The sequence below is a fragment of the Streptomyces sp. NPDC042259 genome, assembly GCF_055582085.1.
The window spans coordinates 202,912-218,614 of sequence record NZ_JBVJDW010000002.1 but is presented as its reverse complement, the minus strand read 5'-3'; the positions used below and the strand labels follow the sequence as shown (position 1 = coordinate 218,614).

Annotated in this window: 14 protein-coding genes; 7 read left to right on the top strand and 7 right to left on the bottom strand. The window is 73.3% G+C overall.

The window, feature by feature from the left end; translation table 11 throughout:
• Position 1: 1 nt before the first annotated feature.
• Positions 2-457 carry an acyl-CoA thioesterase gene (locus ACZ6MA_RS06230; protein ID WP_469431501.1) on the top strand — a complete coding sequence of 152 codons (456 nt, stop codon included), beginning with the start codon at positions 2-4 and terminating at the stop codon, positions 455-457.
• A 36-nt stretch (positions 458-493) separates the two neighbouring features.
• Here ACZ6MA_RS06230 and ACZ6MA_RS06225 read toward each other — a convergent pair whose 3' ends face one another.
• The 3 genes from ACZ6MA_RS06225 to ACZ6MA_RS06215 form a co-directional block, all read right to left on the bottom strand.
• Positions 494-763, bottom strand: a complete 270-nt coding sequence (locus ACZ6MA_RS06225) for a DUF1876 domain-containing protein (protein ID WP_469432259.1) — start codon at positions 761-763, stop codon at positions 494-496.
• A gap of 51 nt (positions 764-814) precedes the next feature.
• Entirely contained in the window at positions 815-2,176 is a 1,362-nt protein-coding gene (locus ACZ6MA_RS06220; protein WP_469432258.1) for a phosphoribosyltransferase family protein, read from the bottom strand.
• A gap of 132 nt (positions 2,177-2,308) precedes the next feature.
• Entirely contained in the window at positions 2,309-2,734 is a 426-nt protein-coding gene (locus ACZ6MA_RS06215; protein WP_469431500.1) for an HIT family protein, read from the bottom strand.
• 79 nt (positions 2,735-2,813) lie between these two features.
• Here ACZ6MA_RS06215 and ACZ6MA_RS06210 point away from each other — a divergent pair, with 79 nt between their 5' ends.
• A complete protein-coding gene (locus ACZ6MA_RS06210; protein ID WP_469431499.1) occupies positions 2,814-3,578 on the top strand; it encodes a DUF72 domain-containing protein in 765 nt (254 codons plus the stop codon).
• Positions 3,579-3,677: 99 nt separating this feature from the next.
• Positions 3,678-4,169 (top strand): hypothetical protein, encoded by a 492-nt coding sequence (locus ACZ6MA_RS06205; RefSeq protein ID WP_469431497.1) that lies wholly within the window; start codon positions 3,678-3,680, stop codon positions 4,167-4,169.
• Between the two features lie 40 nt (positions 4,170-4,209).
• On the opposite strand, the gene ACZ6MA_RS06200 is transcribed toward ACZ6MA_RS06205, so the two are convergent.
• Positions 4,210-5,067, bottom strand: a complete 858-nt coding sequence (locus tag ACZ6MA_RS06200; RefSeq protein ID WP_469431496.1) for an ATP nucleotide 3'-pyrophosphokinase — start codon at positions 5,065-5,067, stop codon at positions 4,210-4,212.
• Positions 5,068-5,406: 339 nt separating this feature from the next.
• Complete coding sequence (locus ACZ6MA_RS06195) at positions 5,407-6,480, bottom strand: alpha/beta hydrolase (protein WP_469431495.1); 1,074 nt, start codon at positions 6,478-6,480, stop codon at positions 5,407-5,409.
• A gap of 453 nt (positions 6,481-6,933) precedes the next feature.
• Here ACZ6MA_RS06195 and ACZ6MA_RS06190 point away from each other — a divergent pair, with 453 nt between their 5' ends.
• Positions 6,934-9,708 carry a helix-turn-helix transcriptional regulator gene (locus ACZ6MA_RS06190; RefSeq protein WP_469431494.1) on the top strand — a complete coding sequence of 925 codons (2,775 nt, stop codon included), beginning with the start codon at positions 6,934-6,936 and terminating at the stop codon, positions 9,706-9,708.
• A gap of 110 nt (positions 9,709-9,818) precedes the next feature.
• The gene (locus tag ACZ6MA_RS06185) at positions 9,819-10,757 is read left to right on the top strand and encodes a serine hydrolase (RefSeq protein ID WP_469431492.1); all 939 of its coding nucleotides are present in this window, start codon (positions 9,819-9,821) and stop codon (positions 10,755-10,757) included.
• Positions 10,758-10,767: 10 nt separating this feature from the next.
• Here ACZ6MA_RS06185 and ACZ6MA_RS06180 read toward each other — a convergent pair whose 3' ends face one another.
• Complete coding sequence (locus tag ACZ6MA_RS06180) at positions 10,768-11,679, bottom strand: LysR substrate-binding domain-containing protein (protein WP_469431491.1); 912 nt, start codon at positions 11,677-11,679, stop codon at positions 10,768-10,770.
• A 99-nt stretch (positions 11,680-11,778) separates the two neighbouring features.
• Between ACZ6MA_RS06180 and ACZ6MA_RS06175 the strand changes: the two genes are divergently transcribed.
• Complete coding sequence (locus ACZ6MA_RS06175; RefSeq protein WP_469431490.1) at positions 11,779-12,960, top strand: diaminopropionate ammonia-lyase; 1,182 nt, start codon at positions 11,779-11,781, stop codon at positions 12,958-12,960.
• Between the two features lie 81 nt (positions 12,961-13,041).
• Here ACZ6MA_RS06175 and ACZ6MA_RS06170 read toward each other — a convergent pair whose 3' ends face one another.
• Entirely contained in the window at positions 13,042-13,707 is a 666-nt protein-coding gene (locus tag ACZ6MA_RS06170) for a hypothetical protein (RefSeq protein WP_469431489.1), read from the bottom strand.
• Positions 13,708-13,875: 168 nt separating this feature from the next.
• Between ACZ6MA_RS06170 and ACZ6MA_RS06165 the strand changes: the two genes are divergently transcribed.
• Positions 13,876-15,630 (top strand): MFS transporter, encoded by a 1,755-nt coding sequence (locus ACZ6MA_RS06165; RefSeq protein WP_469432256.1) that lies wholly within the window; start codon positions 13,876-13,878, stop codon positions 15,628-15,630.
• Positions 15,631-15,703 lie beyond the last annotated feature (73 nt).

The window sequence follows — 15,703 nt, the reverse complement described above, 5'->3', positions numbered from 1 at the left end:
CGTGACCCCTCGCAAGCCCCTGGACACCGACGTGTCCCACTTCCGCTGCGTGCTGCGCTTCACCGCCCCGTTCCACGACGTCGACATGCTCGGTCACGTCAACAGCGTGGCGTACGTGCGCTGGGCGGAAAGCGCCCGCGCGGCGTACCAGATCGACGTGCTGAAGGAGGACGTCGACGGTCCGCGGGGCTTCGTGGTCGGGCACGTCGCCCTCTCCTACTTCCAGCCGTTGCGCTTCCGCGACCCGGTCAGTGTGGGCATCCGCGTGGCCCGCGTCGGGGCGAAGTCCTTCGACTTCGCGTATCTGATGTGGCGCGACGGCGACGGCGCGGTGGCGGCCGCGGGCGAGACGGCGATGATCGCCTACAACACGGTGGAAGGCCGTTCCATCCCGGTGCCCGACGCCTGGCGTGACGCCGTGGCCGCGTTCGAGCCGGTTCCGCCCGAAGCCCCGTGACCGGCAGCGGCCGGTGGCCGTCGTCGGGGCCCGTCGTCAGTGCGTCAGATGGGTTTCCAGATGCGTGACCTCCTCGATGTCGACACCCGCCTTGTCGAGCAACTGGTGGGCCAGGCCGTTCAGCGCGCGGGCGGCCGCGACCTCCTCGCCGACCCGCTGCTGCCCGGGGTCGTCCGGGTGCCGGTGGGCGATTCCCTGTGCCATCAACTCCGTCCCGTCGTGGAGGCGCAACCGGACGGCCGCCTGCGTCATGGCATCGACCTCACGGAACTCCATGTCGATGGCGCAGTCGACGATCGTCTCCATGGCGATCACTTCCCGTGTGTGCGTTGAATCGGTCGCTTCCCGCGGGCCCGGTCAGGGGCCCGACGCGGTGGGTCGGGGCGGGTGCCGGTGTCGCCCGCCCAGATGGGCGGTGAACCAGTCGCGGGCGAGTTCCGCGACGGTGTCCAGCGTTCCCGGTTCCTCGAAGAGATGGGTGGCGCCCGGTACGACCGCCAGTTGTCTCTCGCACGTCAACAGCTCCGCGGCCCGCCGGTTGAGTTCGAGCACGGTCTCGTCCCGGCCGCCGACCACCAGCAGGGTCGGCGCCGTGACCTCCGGCAGCCGGGGCCCGGCGAGATCGGGGCGGCCGCCCCGGGAGACCACCGCGGCGATGTCCGTCCCGGCCGCCGCCGCGTCGGCCGCCGCCCACAGCGCCGCGGCCGCACCCGTACTCGCCCCGAAGTAACCAAGGGGCGGGGGAGTGGGGCCGGGCGACTCGCGGCGCAGCCACCGTGTCACCTCCGTCAGCCTCCGGGCCAGGGGTTCCACGGCGAACACGTTCGCCCGGTCCCGCTCCTCGGCGGGGGTCAGGAGATCGAAGAGGAGCGTGCCCAGCCCCGCCCCGCCGAGGACGTCCGCCACCGCGCGGTTGCGGGGACTCAGCCGGCTGCTGCCGCTGCCGTGCGCGAAGACGACGAGACCGGGAGCGCCGGCCGGCAGGTCCAGATCACCGGCGAGGGTGACGCGGCCGTCGTCCACCGGGATCTCCACCGGGCCGGACACGGCCCGCGCACCGCCCGGCCCCGGGTTCCCGGGCCGCTCCGCCGTGCTGCGCCGCAGCAGTTCGACGACTTCGTCGTCCGAGGTCTGGGAGAAGTCCCGGTACCACTCGCCGACCGCGGAGAAGCCCGCCGGTGTCGAGAGACAGACCAGCTCGTCGGCCTCACCGCCGAGCGCCACCACCGCGTCCGGGGGTGCGACGGGCACGGCCAGCACCACCCGGGCGGCGCCCTGGGCCCGCACCACCCGGCAGGCGGCCGACGCCGTCGAACCGGTGGCGATGCCGTCGTCGACGATCACCGCCGTGCGGCCCTCCAGCGGTACGCGCGGCCGTCCGCCGCGGAAGCGTTCCGCGCGCCGGACGAGTTCCGCCTGCTCGCTCCGCTGGACCTCGGCGAGGTCCTCCTCCTCGACCCCGCTCATGCGGACGATGTCGTCCCGCACGACGCGTACGCCCCCCTCGCCGATGGCGCCGAAGCCGAGTTCCCGGTGGTAGGGCACGCCGAGCTTGCGGACGAGGATCACATCGAGCGGGGCGCCCAGGGCCCGGGCGACCTCGAAGGCCACGGGGACGCCCCCGCGCGGCAGGCCGAGCACGACCGGATGGTCTCCACGCAGATACTCCAGCCGCTCCGCCAGGTGCTGCCCGGCGTCCTCCCGGTCGACGAATCGCATCATCCACCTCCGGCCCGGGCCCGGTCCGGCCCCGGAAGACAAGGGAAACGGAACGAGAGACGCTATACGTCCAATATCCTCACATTCGGCCCAATAGTCCATGCGATGGCGGGCCGGCACCGTCGCCCCGGTTCAGCCGGGGCTCCCCCCGGGCAGCGCCGCCCGCACCCGCGCCGCCGCCTCCGCCGCCTCCCCGTCCGTGGCGTACCGCGTCCGCGGCCAGAAAAAGCCCCGCAGACCGTCCTTGCGGTTGCGCGGCACGACGTGAACATGAAAATGCGGCACGGACTGGCTGACCCGGTTGTTCGCGGCCACGAACGACCCGGCGGCGCCCATGCCCCGCTCCACCGCCCCGGCGATCAGCCGCACCCGGGTGAAGAACGGCCCCACGTCCTCGGCCGGCAGATCGGTGAGGGTCTCCACATGCAGCCTCGGCACGACCAGGACATGACCGGGGAACAGCGGCCGCACATCCAGGAACGCCACCGCCGTCCCGTCCTCGAAAACCCGGTGACCGGGCTGCTCGCCCGCCACGATCGCGCAGAAGACGCAGTTCACGACACCATCAACTCCCCATCGCTCGATCCGTGCCGGAATTATCCGTGACGACCGCCGTCCGCCGGGGCAGGGATCACTCATGCCCCTTCTCGTCGGCACCTCGGGATGGCAGTACAAGGACTGGAGCGGCGGCCTCTACCCGGCCGGGCTGCCGCAGCGCCTGTGGCTCGAGGAGTACGCCCGGGGCTTCACCACCGTGGAGAACAACAACGCCTTCTACCGGCTCCCCACGCCGGAGACCTTCGCCGCCTGGCGTGACCGCACGCCGGAGGGGTTCGTGATGGCGGTCAAGGCGAGCCGCTATCTGACACACATCAAGCGGCTGCGCGACCCCGGGGAACCGGTCGCGCGGCTGATGCGGCACGCCGCCGGGCTGGGGGACCGGCTCGGACCCGTGCTGCTGCAACTGCCCCCCACGCTCCACGCCGACCCGGGCCTGCTGGACACCGCCCTCGCCTGCTTCCCCGCCGGGACGCGGGTGGCCGTCGAACCCCGGCACGCGTCGTGGTGGACCGACGAGGTGCGGGCCGTCCTCGAACACCGCGGTGCCGCGCTCTGCTGGGCGGACCACGGCTCCCGGCCGGTGACCCCGCTGTGGCGCACGGCGGACTGGGGATACGCGCGCTTCCACTGCGGCCGGGCCGAGCCGTGGCCACGCTACGGGCGCCGGGCCCTGGACAGCTGGGTCCGGCGCATCGCCGAGAGCTGGCCCGACAGGGCCGAGGTGTACTGCTACTTCAACAACGACCCCGGCGGCGCGGCCGTCCACGACGCCACCGCCTTCGCGCGGGCGGCCGCCGGCCGGGGGCGCACGGCCAGCCGCACGCCTGCCGCGCACGGCTGAACCAGGCGTCGGACGCCGCGCGCGGTGCGTGCCCGAACGCGCCGGGAGTTACCCGGGGGTGTGTGCACAGCGGTCCGGCGGGCACCGTACGGTGATCGGATGACCCACGCCGTTGATGTTGTCGAAGCCGCCGCGATCGCCCTGCACCAGGGCACCTGGACCCCCAGTGGTGACGAGCGCGCCTTGGGCCAGGCGTTCTTCTCCCACCGCGCGGCACTGGAGCAGCGTCTGCTGCCCGGCATGCCCGCGAGCCAGGACCCGCAGGGGTGGGTGACCCAGCACGTGCTGTGGCTCCAGGACGCGGCCAACCTCGCCGACCAGCTCGTCGCCCAGTGGTACGCCTATCTGCCCGGCAGCTATATGACGGCGCTGCTCGCCGCCTATGCCGACCAGGCCCGGCCCGTCCTCCCGCTCGCGACCCGGTTGTACGAGTCGTGGGAGGCGGAGCGTCCCGAGCCGCTCACGCAGGAGACGGTCGCGTGGTGGGAGGAGTGGCACCTGCCCGCCGCCGAGCGGAAGCAGCTCGACGAACTGACACACCGTATGGTCATCATCGGGTCGGTGCTGGTCACCGCGGTGGGCGACAACTGACCGGGGACGGCCGCCCACCGCCGCGCGCGCCGGGTGGCCGTCAGCCGACGGGCTGCTTCGGCGCGGCCGCCGGCAGGGCGGGTGCCACGGCCGGCACCGGCTGGGGGAGGCCGGTGGGTGCCTTCGGGCGCGGGCCGGAGAGTTCCGCCGCACCGGCGGGCACGGGCACGGCCGCGAAGATCGCGTCCTGCTGGGCCTGGAGCTCCTTCGCCCGCTCCGGCGGGGTGCCCGGCAGCCGCTGCTCCTCGTAGATCCTGTGGGTGTCCAGCTGCGCCTTCTTGCTGGCCGGGGTGTGGAACTGCACCTCGTACGCGTGCCCCCACCGCGGCTCGCGCCAGGCGGAGTTGATGCCCTTGTAGCCCTTGGGCCGGTCCCAGGTGTTGGACCACTTCACGGCGTCGTCGCCCCACGCGGACAGCAGGGACGCGGCGAGGGAGACACCGGAGGTGTACTTCCCGTCGGGCCACTGCAAGGTGTAGCGCACCGAGTCCTTCATGGTGTCCAGGGCCTGGTTGACGGTCTGCCCCGGGGTTTCCTTCATCGAGGTGGCGACCTTGCGCTTCAACGAGTCCGGGGATTTCAGGCGCTGGTCGAACCCGACCAGCTCGGCCTGGCTGAGGACGGCCGCCGCCCGCACCCGCGGGCTGATCTCCTTCTCCGCCTCCCGGGCCTGTGTGAGGAAGGCGTCCACGGCACGGTTGTCGGTGGCGTTGAGCTCCAGCCCCTCCCCGCGCCAGCCGTCGTCGCGGGGGGCGCTCCTGCCCGTCCTGCCCGCCCCGCCGGGCCCGTCCCCTACCCCGGGTGCGGCCCACGCAGCCGTCGGCAGCGCCCCCATGCCCAGCGCCGCGGCCAGCGCGGCGGTGACCGCTCCCCGACGTCCCCTGACCAGCATCCCCATGGGCACTTCCCCTTCCGTCCCGCGTCCGGACCGTCTGCCGATCAACGCGGGTGAGGGGGCATCGGTTCGCCGGTTGCCCACGACCGGTGGCCGATTTGACTCGATCACGACGGTCGAGGGCGGGAAATCGATGGCGGGGTGCTCAAGCGCCGGACGGGCTGCTGTGCTCTGTCCTCAAACGCCGGACGGGCTGCTGTGCTCTGTCCTCAAACGCCGGACGGGCTTGAGTGACTGAGCCCGGCCAAAATCAGCCCGTCCGGCGATTGAGGACGCGCCCGCAGGGCGCCCGCCGCCGCAGGCGGCAAAGACGGCCGGTAGCCGAAGATCGCCGGACACGGCCTACGGCGCGGCCGTCGGGCCCCGCATGTGCTCACTGATCCACTGGATCGGCCCCTTGCCCAGGTTCGGGACGTAGGTGCGGGCGTTGTGCTTGCCGCCCTCGATCACCCGGAGACTGGTGTGGACCGGGCCCTTGCCGTAGCGGGCCCGGAACTTCTGGATGTCCTTCAGACGCTTGGGCGGTTCCGCGGTGCCGACCTGGAAGGCCAGGTAGACGTCCGGGCCCTTCCGGTCGATCAGTTCCTGGGCCAGCTTCTGCGGGTTGTTCCGCTGCTTCTCCTTCGGGTGGCCGGCCCACAGCGGGGAGTCCGGCACGATGTCGGGGCCGGAGGCGATGACGGCCTTGAAGCGGTCCGGGTACGCGAGGACGGACTTCAGGCTCGCGAAGCCGCCGGAGGAGGAGCCCATGAACGCCCAGCCGTCACGCGACTTCAGCGTCCGGAAGTTCCGCTTGACCAGATCGGGGACGTCCTCGGTCAGCCAGGTGCCCATCTTCGCCTGGCCGGGGATGTCACTGCCGTCGTAGTAGTGCTTCTTGTCCGGGTTCAGGACCGGCATGGCCAGGATGAAGGGCAGGCTCTTGCCTTCCTTCGACCACGTGGCGAGGGAGGACTGGAGCTCGCGCTTGGTCTCCATCCAGTAGTTGTTCGGCCAGCCCGGGCCGCCGGGCAGGGCGACGAGGACGGGGAAGCCGCTCCGGGCGTACTTCGCGTCGTGCAGGTACTGCCGGGGCGCCCATACCCAGACGTCGCCGGTGAAGCCGGACTTCGGGCCGTGCAGGGTCGTCTTGGCGATCTTCGTCCCGTCGTCGACGGTGCTCTCGACGGTGAACCTCGCCTCGGGCCCGGTCGGCATCAGCGTCTCGGCGTTCGCCGCCCGCGCCCCGACCTGACCCTCGCTGAAGCTGATGGGGTCGCCCTTGTCCGTGAACGGAGGGATGTCGAAGTGGTCGAGGACGGGCCACGCGACCAGCCCGAGCGTGGCGACGGCGGTCAGCGCGAGGATCCAGCGTCTGGCACGGCGCCCGGGGCGGCGGCTCGGGGACGGCGGGGGGCCGTCGGACGATTGGGTCATCACATCTCTCCGGATGATGGTGCTGCCCCGAAGGACATGAGCGGGTGTTCCGTCCATGTTTGATGATCAGGCCCGCGCCGCGGTTCCGGATTTTCACGTGACGACCGCCGCTGCATCACCACGACAATACCGGCATACCCGGACCATATTGTCGTCGACTCGGGGATGCCCCCGCGTGGACGGCTCCCGCCAGGTCCGGACGGGGGGTGTGATGGGGGGTTCCGGAACCCCGGCCCGGCAGGCGAGGGCGGACCGGCGGTAACCCGGCGGGAGCCGTACTCGCAGTATCGGCGGGCACGCCGGCGGCCCGCATCCGACACACGACCTGCGGCGGCCGGGGAACGCGGGCCACCCGGTGATCGTCATGACCAGTGACGCGGGCATGATGCACGAGCGCGGCCGCTCGGGCATCAGTCGCGCGACTGGTGAACTGACGAAGGGAGCCCCGATCTCATGGTCCTGGGGCGGGAGCGGGAACGAAGCGAGCTGGCGGCCCTGCTGGACGACGCGCGCGCGGGGCACAGCCGTGCCCTGGTCGTACGCGGCCCGGCGGGCATCGGCAAGAGCACGCTGCTCGACGACCTGGTGAGCGCCGCGCAACCGGACATGCGGGTGCTGCGCGCGGTCGGCGTCGAGAGCGAGGTCGAGCTGCCCTTCGCCGGGCTGCACCAGGTGCTCCGGCCCCTGCTGTCCGGCCTGGACCGCATCCCGGCGCCCCAGGCCGCGGCGCTGCGCGCGGTGTTCGGCCTGGAGAGCACCTCGGCGGACCGCTTCCTGGTGGCCCTGGCCGTACTGACGCTGCTGTCGGACGCCTGCGAGGAGGCCCCCGCACTGGTGCTCGTCGACGACGCGCACTGGCTGGACCCGGCCTCCGCCGAGGCCCTGGTCTTCGTGGCCCGCCGGCTCGAGGCGGAGGGCCTGGCCATGGTCTTCGCCATCCGCACCGGCGCCGGGCGCTTCGACGCACCCGGCGTCCCCGACCTGCACGTCGGGCCGCTCCCCGCCGACGTGGCCGAACAACTGCTGGAACGCTCGGCACCGCAGGCGGTCCGCTCGGTGCGGCTGCGCCTGCTGAGCGAGGCGGGCGGCAACCCCCTCGCCCTGCGCGAACTGCCCGCCGCCCTGGACCCCGACCAGCTCAGCGGCAGCGCCGCGCTCCCCGAGTGCCTGCCGCTCAACGACCGGCTGCAGCAGATCTACCACGGCCGACGGGCGGAACTCCCGACCCGCTACAGCGAGGTACTCCTGCTGGCGGCGGTCGAGAACGACGGGGACCTCGCCGCGATCCTCCGCGCCGGAGGCGACCCGGACGCGGCGATCGCCGGACTGTCCGCCGCGGCCGCGGCCGGGCTGATCGACCTCGGCGAGCAGCGGGTCCTCTTCACCCACCCGCTGATCCGGTCCGCCATCTACCAGGCGGCCTCCCTCACCGAACGCCGTGCCGCGCACCTCGCGCTGGCCCACGCCATGGACGAGGAGGACGAACGAAGGGTCTGGCACCTGGCGGCCGCCACCATCGGTACGGACGACACGGTCGCCGGACTCATGGCCACGCTCGCCGACCGCTCCCGCCGGGCCGGCGGCGCGACCACCGCCAGCCGCGCGCTGCGCCGCGCCGCCGCGCTCGCCTCCTCCCCCCGGGTCAGGGCCCGGTGGCTGATCGACGCCGCCGAATGCGCCTGGACCGCCGCCGAACCCTCGCAGGCCACGGCGCTGCTCGACGAAGCGGAATCCCTGACCTCGACCCCGGAGCTACGGGCCCGCTCCGCCCAGGTGCGCGGTGCCATCACCCACGCCAGCAGCGACCCGGCCATCGCCTGCCGCATCCTGATGGACGGGGCCCGCCTGGTCCTGGAGAGCGACGCCCTGCTCGCCGGGGAGATGCTGGTGATGGCCGCCCGCTCCGCGTGGGTGGCGAACACCCCGCGCCAACTGGGCGAGATAGCCACCCTCCTCGACCGCAGCGACCGCGCCACCAGCGGGGTCAGCGACCACTTCATGGCACAGCTGCGCTGGCTGCGCAGTCTCGCGCCGGAGGAGACACCCATCGCGGTCCCCTGGAGCCACACCCCGCAGGCGTCCGCCGCACGCGTCCCGGCATGGCTGTCCGCCGCGGACCCCAAACCCTGGGTATGGCCACCGGTCTTCCTGCCGCACCTGATGGGAGACACCGCCACCACGCTCGACGCCTACCAGCGCGCCGTCGACACCCTGCGCAGGAACGGCGCGGTGGGTGCCCTGCCGATGTCCGTCGCGCCGCTCGTGGCGCTGCAACTCGTCACCGGCCAGTGGACCGTGGCCACGGCGAACGGCACGGAAGCGCTGTTCCTCGCCGACGAGACCGGGCAGCTCGGGGCCGCTTCCCATCTGCGCGCCATGCTCGCCTGGATCGCCGCGGCCCGGGGCGAGAGCGAACGCTGCCGGGAACTCGCCGCCGCATCACTGGCGATCTCCGTGCCACGGCGGATCGCCTCCTCGATCGCCGTCTCGCACTGGGCACTCGGGCTCAACGCCCTCGCCGAGCGCAAGGCCCCCACCGCGGCCCGGCTGCTGCGGGAGGTCGTCACCCCCGGCGCCCCCGCCGAACACTTCATGATGGGCTGGCTCGTCCTGCCCGACCTCGTCGAGGCGTGTCTGCGCGCCGGGCAGGTGGAGGAGGCGCGCCGGACGCTCCAGGACTTCGAGAGGCAGGCGATCCCCGCCCGGCTGCCGGAACTCCGGGCGACCTGGCTGCGGTGCCGTGCCCTCCTCGCGCCGGACGACGAGGCGGACGCCCTCTTCGGCGCGGCTCTGGAAGCCCCCGCCGCGTCGGCCTTCGACACCGGCCGCACCCATCTGCTGTACGGGGAGTGGCTGCGCCGGGTGCGCCGGATCAAGGACGCCCGGGAGCATCTGCACCAGGCCGTGTCCTCCTTCTCCCTGGTCGGGGCCGAACCGTGGGCGGACACCGCCCGGCACGAACTGCGCGCCGCGGGCGAGCTGTTGGAGGAGCCCGGTACCGACACGGGCGAGGCGTGGAGCGCGCTGACGCCCCGCGAGCGGCAGATCGTCCGCCTCGTCGCCCAGGGCATGAGCAACAGTGACATCGCGGCGCAACTCTTCCTCAGCCCGCGCACCGTGGGATACCACCTCTACAAGGTGTTCCCCAAGCTCGGCCTGACCTCGCGCAGTCAACTGCACGGGCGGAGCGTGCCGCCCGGCGGGCGGGCCGCCGACGGGGCGCTGTGACCAACACCGCGTTCCCCCTCGCGCACCCGTTCGCCCCGGCGGGGGGATCATGTGGGTCGGAGTCCACCAGGGGGGTGGGCTCCGACCGATAGAGGGGTCTGTGTACGTTCATGACACGCCACCGAATACCCGCGTCCGCCCGCAGTGCCCTGTCCGCCGCCCTGGCCGTGGGAGTGCTCGTGCCGCCGGTCGTCGGCGCGGCACCGGCCGCCGCCGCGACACCGAAGGTGACCTGCACCTCGGACAAGGCGGGACTGGCCGCCAAACTCTCCAAGGACATCACCGCGGCACTCGCCGGCCGGTCCGCCACCACCGCGCTCTCCCTGCACGACCAGGGCACGAACACCGTCTGCACCCTGCGCGGGGCCGACCGGTTCGACTCCGCGAGCGTCGTGAAGGTGACCGTCCTCGCCGCCCTGCTGTGGGACGCGAAGAAGACGGAACGGCGGCTGACCGAGCGTGAGTCCGACCTCGCCACAGCGATGATCACCAAGTCCGACAACGACGCCACGAGCGCGCTGTGGAAGCAGCTCGGCGCGACCAAGGTCAAGGGGTTCCTCAAGGCCGCGGGGATGAGCCGGACCGTACCCGGCGACGGCGGCTACTGGGGCCTCACCCAGATCACCGCGGACGACGAACAGAAGCTGATGGACCATCTGGTGCCGCGTCCCGGAGGCACGTCGGTGCTCAGCGAGGCCGCGCGCGCCTACATCCTCAAACTGATGGGGAAGGTCGTCGCGTCCCAGCGCTGGGGCACCTCGGCCGGAGCGCCGGACACGGTGAAGATCCAGGTGAAGAACGGCTGGCTGTCCCGCTCGACGCACGGCTGGCGCGTCCACAGCCTCGGCGCCTTCACCGGCGGCGGCCGCAACTACACCATGGCGGTGCTCACGCACGACAACCGCACGATGGACGGCGGCGTCGCCACGATCCAGGCGGTCGCCAAGGCGGTCCACAAGGACCTCAACCCCACCTCGCTCAAGGCGCCCGGCACCTACACCCCGACCCGCACCCCCCAGGAGGTCGTGCCGCCGCTGCCGCGCGGCTAGTCGACGCGCGTCAGCCCTCGCCCGCGCCCCGGCCGAGGTCCCCGGCGGCCCGCGCGAGGGCCTCGCGACAGGCCCGCACGGCCGGATGCCGGCTGCTGCCGCCGCGCACCACGGTGAACAGCCGGCGCGACCGGGGGCCGCCGGGAAGTTCCCGCAGCGGCACGGCCGGCTGCCGCCCGCACCACAGGAGGTCGGGGAGGAGGGCCACGGCGTGCCCCTCCTCGACGAGCCGCAGATGCAGCAGCATGTCCGAGGACACGTACCGCACGTCCGGTTCCCAGCCGACGTCGCGGCACAGGGCCATCGCCCACCGGCGGGCCGGCGTGCCCTCCGGTTCCATGACCCAGGGCAGACCGGCCGGCCCGCCCGCCGGACCATCCTCCGGCGTCCCGGCGGGCACGGCCAGGCGCAGGGTGTCCCGGCTCAGATCCGTCTCCTCCAGCTCGGGGTGGCGCGGCCGCGGGTGCCCCGGGTACTCCTCCGCGACCACCAGATCGACATCGCGTGCGCGCAGCGCCGACAGCGCCGCCTCCGGCTCGGCCTCGGTGAGGTGCACCCGCAGGGCGGGGTGCGCGGCGCGCAGCCCGGTCAGCGCGGACGGGATCAGGGTCAGCGCCGCGGTCTGGAACGCGGCCAGACGCAGCGTGCCGGTGATACCGGTCAGCGAGGCGGCCACCTCGGCCCGGGCCTGTTCGAGCCGTTCCAGCACGGCCTCGGTGTGGGCGACGAGGATCTCGGCCTGTTCGGTGAGCCGGACCCGGCGGCCGACGGGCTCCAGGAGCGGCACGCCGACCTCCTTCTCCAGCACCGACAGCTGCTGCGAGACCGACGAGGGGCTGTAGGAGAGCGCCGTGGCGACGGCGGCGAGGGTGCCCCGGTGCTTGAGTTCGCGCAACAGCCGGAGCCGGTGGAGGTCGAACATGACGGATCGGGTCCTCGGCTTTCATTCGGTTCTTCCGATGATTATCGGTCGGAAAGGTTCGCTCGACCGATGGACGGTGGCCGGGGGACCGTGGCATTCATGCACACCGACACCTCCTCCGGCCCCGCTCACCGCCCCGCACCCCGGACCGGCGCGGGGTGGTACGCGCACCCCGCCGCCCGGTCCTGGACGTGCCCGCCCGCCGGTCACGCGGTCCGTGCCTTCCACGCCTCGCTCCCGGGGTACGCTCCCACGCCGCTGACCGAGGTCCCCGAACTCGCGGCGGAACTCGGCGTGGGCCGGCTGTTCGTCAAGGACGAGTCGGCCCGGCTGGGACTGTCCGCCTTCAAGGTGCTGGGCGCCTCGTGGGCGGTCCACCGGGCGGTGTCCGCGTACCTCGGCCGTCCGGCCCCCGCGACCTTCGGCGCCCTGCGGGACCACCTCGCGGGCGGGTCCCCGGTGAGGCTGCTGACCGCGACCGACGGAAACCACGGCCGGGCCGTGGCGCACCTCGCGCGGCTGCTCGGCCTGTCGGCGAAGATCTTCGTCCCCACCGGGGTGCACCCCACGGCCGTGGCCGCCATCGCCGCCGAGGGCGCCGAGGTGGTCCCGGTGCCCGGCGACTACGACGCGGCCGTGCTGCGGGCCCGCGACAGCGCGGCGGGCCCGGCGGACATCGTCGTCCAGGACACCGCGTGGCCGGGCTACGAGCGGATCCCCGGCTGGGTGGTCGAGGGCTATGCCACCTTGTTCGCCGAAGTGGACGAGCAGCTGAGCGCCGCCTTCGCCGGGCGGGCCGGGGTGCTCGCGGTCCCCGTCGGGGTGGGCTCGCTCGCCCAGGCCGCCGTCACCCACCACCGGTCCGGCGCCGGTGCCGGGCCCGGGGCGGCGGGCCGGCCGCCGGCCCTGCTGACGGTCGAGCCCGACACCGCCGCCGGACTGCTGGAAAGCCTCACCACCGGGTCCCTCCGCACGGTGCCGACCGGCACCACGATCATGACGGGGCTCAACTGCGGGACGCCGTCACCGCTCGCCTGGCCGTACCTCCGCCAGGGGGTGGACGCGGCGATCGCCGTCGACGACGACGCCACCGCCCGCGCCGCCCGGGACCTCGGCGGCCTGGGCATCCCGGCCGGCCCCTGCGGGGCGGCCTCCCTGGCCGGGCTGCGCGCCGCCCTCACCGGCGACGGCGCGGGCGCGCGCCGGACGGCCCTGGCCGCCGACCGCCACAGCACGGTCGTCCTGCTGAGCACCGAGGGCAGGGACGCCAACCCGCACTGACCGCGAAGGCCCCGGCCCGCCCGGCAGGACACGCCCGGCAGGCACCGGCGGCCGCGGTCGCAGGCCCGCCGGGCCGGGCGCCTATGCGGCCTCGGCGGGCAGGGGAGCGCCGTGCCACCGCCAGGGAGGGGTGACGCGCGGCAGACCGGGCAGCTCCGCGCGGCCGGTCGCCCACAGCAGGGTGCGCCAAGGGTCGGTGTCCGCCGGAGCGTGGGGGAACAGCCGGGCCAGCGCCCGGCCGCACAGACCGGCCGGCGGGTCCCAGACGACCCCCAGCCCCTGGGCGACGTCGTGCGTGTGCAGCAACGTCTCCACGACGCCCATGGCCGCGAAGCCCTCCGGGTCCGCGATCCCGAACGCGTGGTACGCGCGGACCTCGGGGGACGCCGTCCGCACCATGGCCACCAGCAGGGCGCCCGTGGCCTCCAGCACCCGCAGCAGCCCGGCGGGCCCGGCCGCGGGATCGGCGACGATCACATTGGCCGGCGCGCCCGGCCGCCGCGGGGTCCACAGGAACGGTATCTCGCCGTCCAACGGGGGTGCCTCGGGCCCCAACTGGGCGGCGTAGGCGAACAGATCGTCGCTGAGATGCTCGACGGTCTCCCAGCAGTCCCAGTCCAGGGAACCGGCCTTGGCCTTCCAGTCCGCGGCGGGCGCACCGCTCAACGCGGTCACCGCCAGCGCGACGGCCAGGCGCACATCGTCCGCGGTGACGGGCTCTCGGGAACAACCATGTGTTTCAGACATGGCGCGACGGTACCAACGGCCTCCGGTCACCCGCGCCGACCGGCCCCGGGCCGGCGCCCCTAGATCGACTGGTAGCGGCTACGGCCCGGGCTTACATTCGGTTGAGTGGGCCGAAACGTCCACTGACCCTGTCGTGAGGCACGATGCGCCATGACGACCTCCCAGCCGATGGCCGCGAACGATCCGAGCCGGGCGCGGGCCGGCCCCCCGAAGCGGAGCGGCAACGGGATCGCCCTTCTCATCATCGCCTCCTGCCAGCTGATGGTGGTCCTGGACATCACCATCGTGAACATCGCGCTCCCGCACATCCAGAGTTCGCTGAACTTCTCCACCACGAGCCTGTCGTGGGTGATCAACGCCTACACCCTCACCTTCGGCGGTCTGCTGCTCCTCGGCGGCCGCGCCGGTGACATCCTCGGCCGTCGCCGGGTGTTCGTCTTCGGCGTGCTCTTGTTCGTGCTCGCGTCACTGCTCGGCGGTCTGGCACAGAATTCCGGTCAGCTCCTCGCGGCAAGGGCCCTCCAAGGGGTGGGCGGCGCCATCGCCTCGCCGACGGCGCTCGCACTGATCACCACCACGTTCACCGAAGGCCCGGCCCGCAACCGGGCGTTCGGCGTGTTCGCCGCCGTCTCCGCCGGGGGCGGTGCCATCGGCCTGCTGGCGGGCGGGATGCTCGTCGAATGGCTGGACTGGCGCTGGGTCCTCTACGTCAACGTGCCGATCGGACTCGCCATCGCCCTCGCCACGCCCCGTCACATCAAGGAGTCCGAGCGCCGCCCGGGACGGTTCGACCTCGTCGGGGCGCTGACCTCCACCCTCGGTATGGCCCTGCTCGTCTACGGCTTCATCCGGGCCGCGCAGGACGGCTGGCTGGACGGCTTCACGCTGGCCTCGTTCGGGGCGGCCGTGGTGCTGCTCGTGGTGTTCATCCTGGTCGAACGCGGTTCCCGGCAGCCGATCACCCCGCTGAAGATGTTCGCCGACCGCAACCGCGCGGGCACGTACGGCATCATGCTGAGCCTGGCGGCGGCGATCTTCGGCATGTTCTTCTTCCTCACGCTCTTCGTGCAGAACGTGCTGGACTTCAGCCCCCTCCAGGCGGGTCTGGCGTTCCTGCCGGTCAGCGCCGTGATCGCGGTGGGTGCCGGAACAGCCTCGCAACTGCTGCCGAAGTACGGCCCGAAGCCGTTCATGGTGGCCGGCGCGATCCTGGCCGCGGCCGGACTGTCCTGGCTGACGCTCACGGACATCCACTCCACCTACGCGGGCAGCGTCCTCGGACCCATGCTCGTCTTCAGCCTCGGCATGGGCATGGAGTTCGTCTCGCTGACGCTGATGGCCGTCTCAGGAGTGCCCGCCCACGAGACGGGCGCGGCCTCGGGACTGCTCAACGCCACCCAGCAGGTGGGTGGTTCGCTGGGGCTGTCCATCCTCGTCACGGTCTTCGGCACGGTGAGCCGCGACGAGGCCGAGGACCAGGTGCCGCGCTTCCTCGCGCAGGCCACCGCGGCGGAACGGGCCCGGTTCGCGCGGACCGGGCGGCTGCCACGGCCCTGGGCGGACCAGGTGCTCACCTCGGGCGTCTCGGCGGCCTTCATCGCCGCGGCGGCGTTCACGGTGATCGCCGCGCTGATCGCCCTGCTGGCCATCCAGGTACGCCCGTCCGACCTGCGGAACCTCCAGGGCGGCGCCGCTCCCGCCGTGCCGGCGGCCCCGGAACCGGCCGGCGCGTTCGCCGGCCCCGTCCCCGGGCCCGCCGGCGTAGGGGCCACCGCGCGGGAGCCCCGGAAACCGGCCGGCCGTGGGCGGTACGTCGCCGCGGGTGCCGTCACCGCCGCTGCCGCCGCGCTGTTCGCCTTCCTCAACGGCCGACGCGGGAACGGCCCGCACGGACCGCACGGCCCGGCCCGTCCGAAACATTAGCGCGGGACGCCTACGCGGACGGTGCGTCGCGCACCTGGGAGGAGGCCGCCGCCCGGGGATCCGTCAGGGGTCT

Coding starts and splice junctions, on each gene's coding strand:
- ACZ6MA_RS06225 (WP_469432259.1), bottom strand. CDS start 763: ATGGAGACGATCGTCGACTGCGCCATCGACATGGAGTTCCGTGAGGTC.
- ACZ6MA_RS06220 (WP_469432258.1), bottom strand. CDS start 2,176: ATGCGATTCGTCGACCGGGAGGACGCCGGGCAGCACCTGGCGGAGCGG.
- ACZ6MA_RS06210 (WP_469431499.1), top strand. CDS start 2,814: ATGCCCCTTCTCGTCGGCACCTCGGGATGGCAGTACAAGGACTGGAGC.
- ACZ6MA_RS06205 (WP_469431497.1), top strand. CDS start 3,678: ATGACCCACGCCGTTGATGTTGTCGAAGCCGCCGCGATCGCCCTGCAC.
- ACZ6MA_RS06200 (WP_469431496.1), bottom strand. CDS start 5,067: ATGGGGATGCTGGTCAGGGGACGTCGGGGAGCGGTCACCGCCGCGCTG.
- ACZ6MA_RS06195 (WP_469431495.1), bottom strand. CDS start 6,480: ATGACCCAATCGTCCGACGGCCCCCCGCCGTCCCCGAGCCGCCGCCCC.
- ACZ6MA_RS06190 (WP_469431494.1), top strand. CDS start 6,934: ATGGTCCTGGGGCGGGAGCGGGAACGAAGCGAGCTGGCGGCCCTGCTG.
- ACZ6MA_RS06185 (WP_469431492.1), top strand. CDS start 9,819: ATGACACGCCACCGAATACCCGCGTCCGCCCGCAGTGCCCTGTCCGCC.
- ACZ6MA_RS06180 (WP_469431491.1), bottom strand. CDS start 11,679: ATGTTCGACCTCCACCGGCTCCGGCTGTTGCGCGAACTCAAGCACCGG.
- ACZ6MA_RS06175 (WP_469431490.1), top strand. CDS start 11,779: ATGCACACCGACACCTCCTCCGGCCCCGCTCACCGCCCCGCACCCCGG.
- ACZ6MA_RS06170 (WP_469431489.1), bottom strand. CDS start 13,707: ATGTCTGAAACACATGGTTGTTCCCGAGAGCCCGTCACCGCGGACGAT.
- ACZ6MA_RS06165 (WP_469432256.1), top strand. CDS start 13,876: ATGGCCGCGAACGATCCGAGCCGGGCGCGGGCCGGCCCCCCGAAGCGG.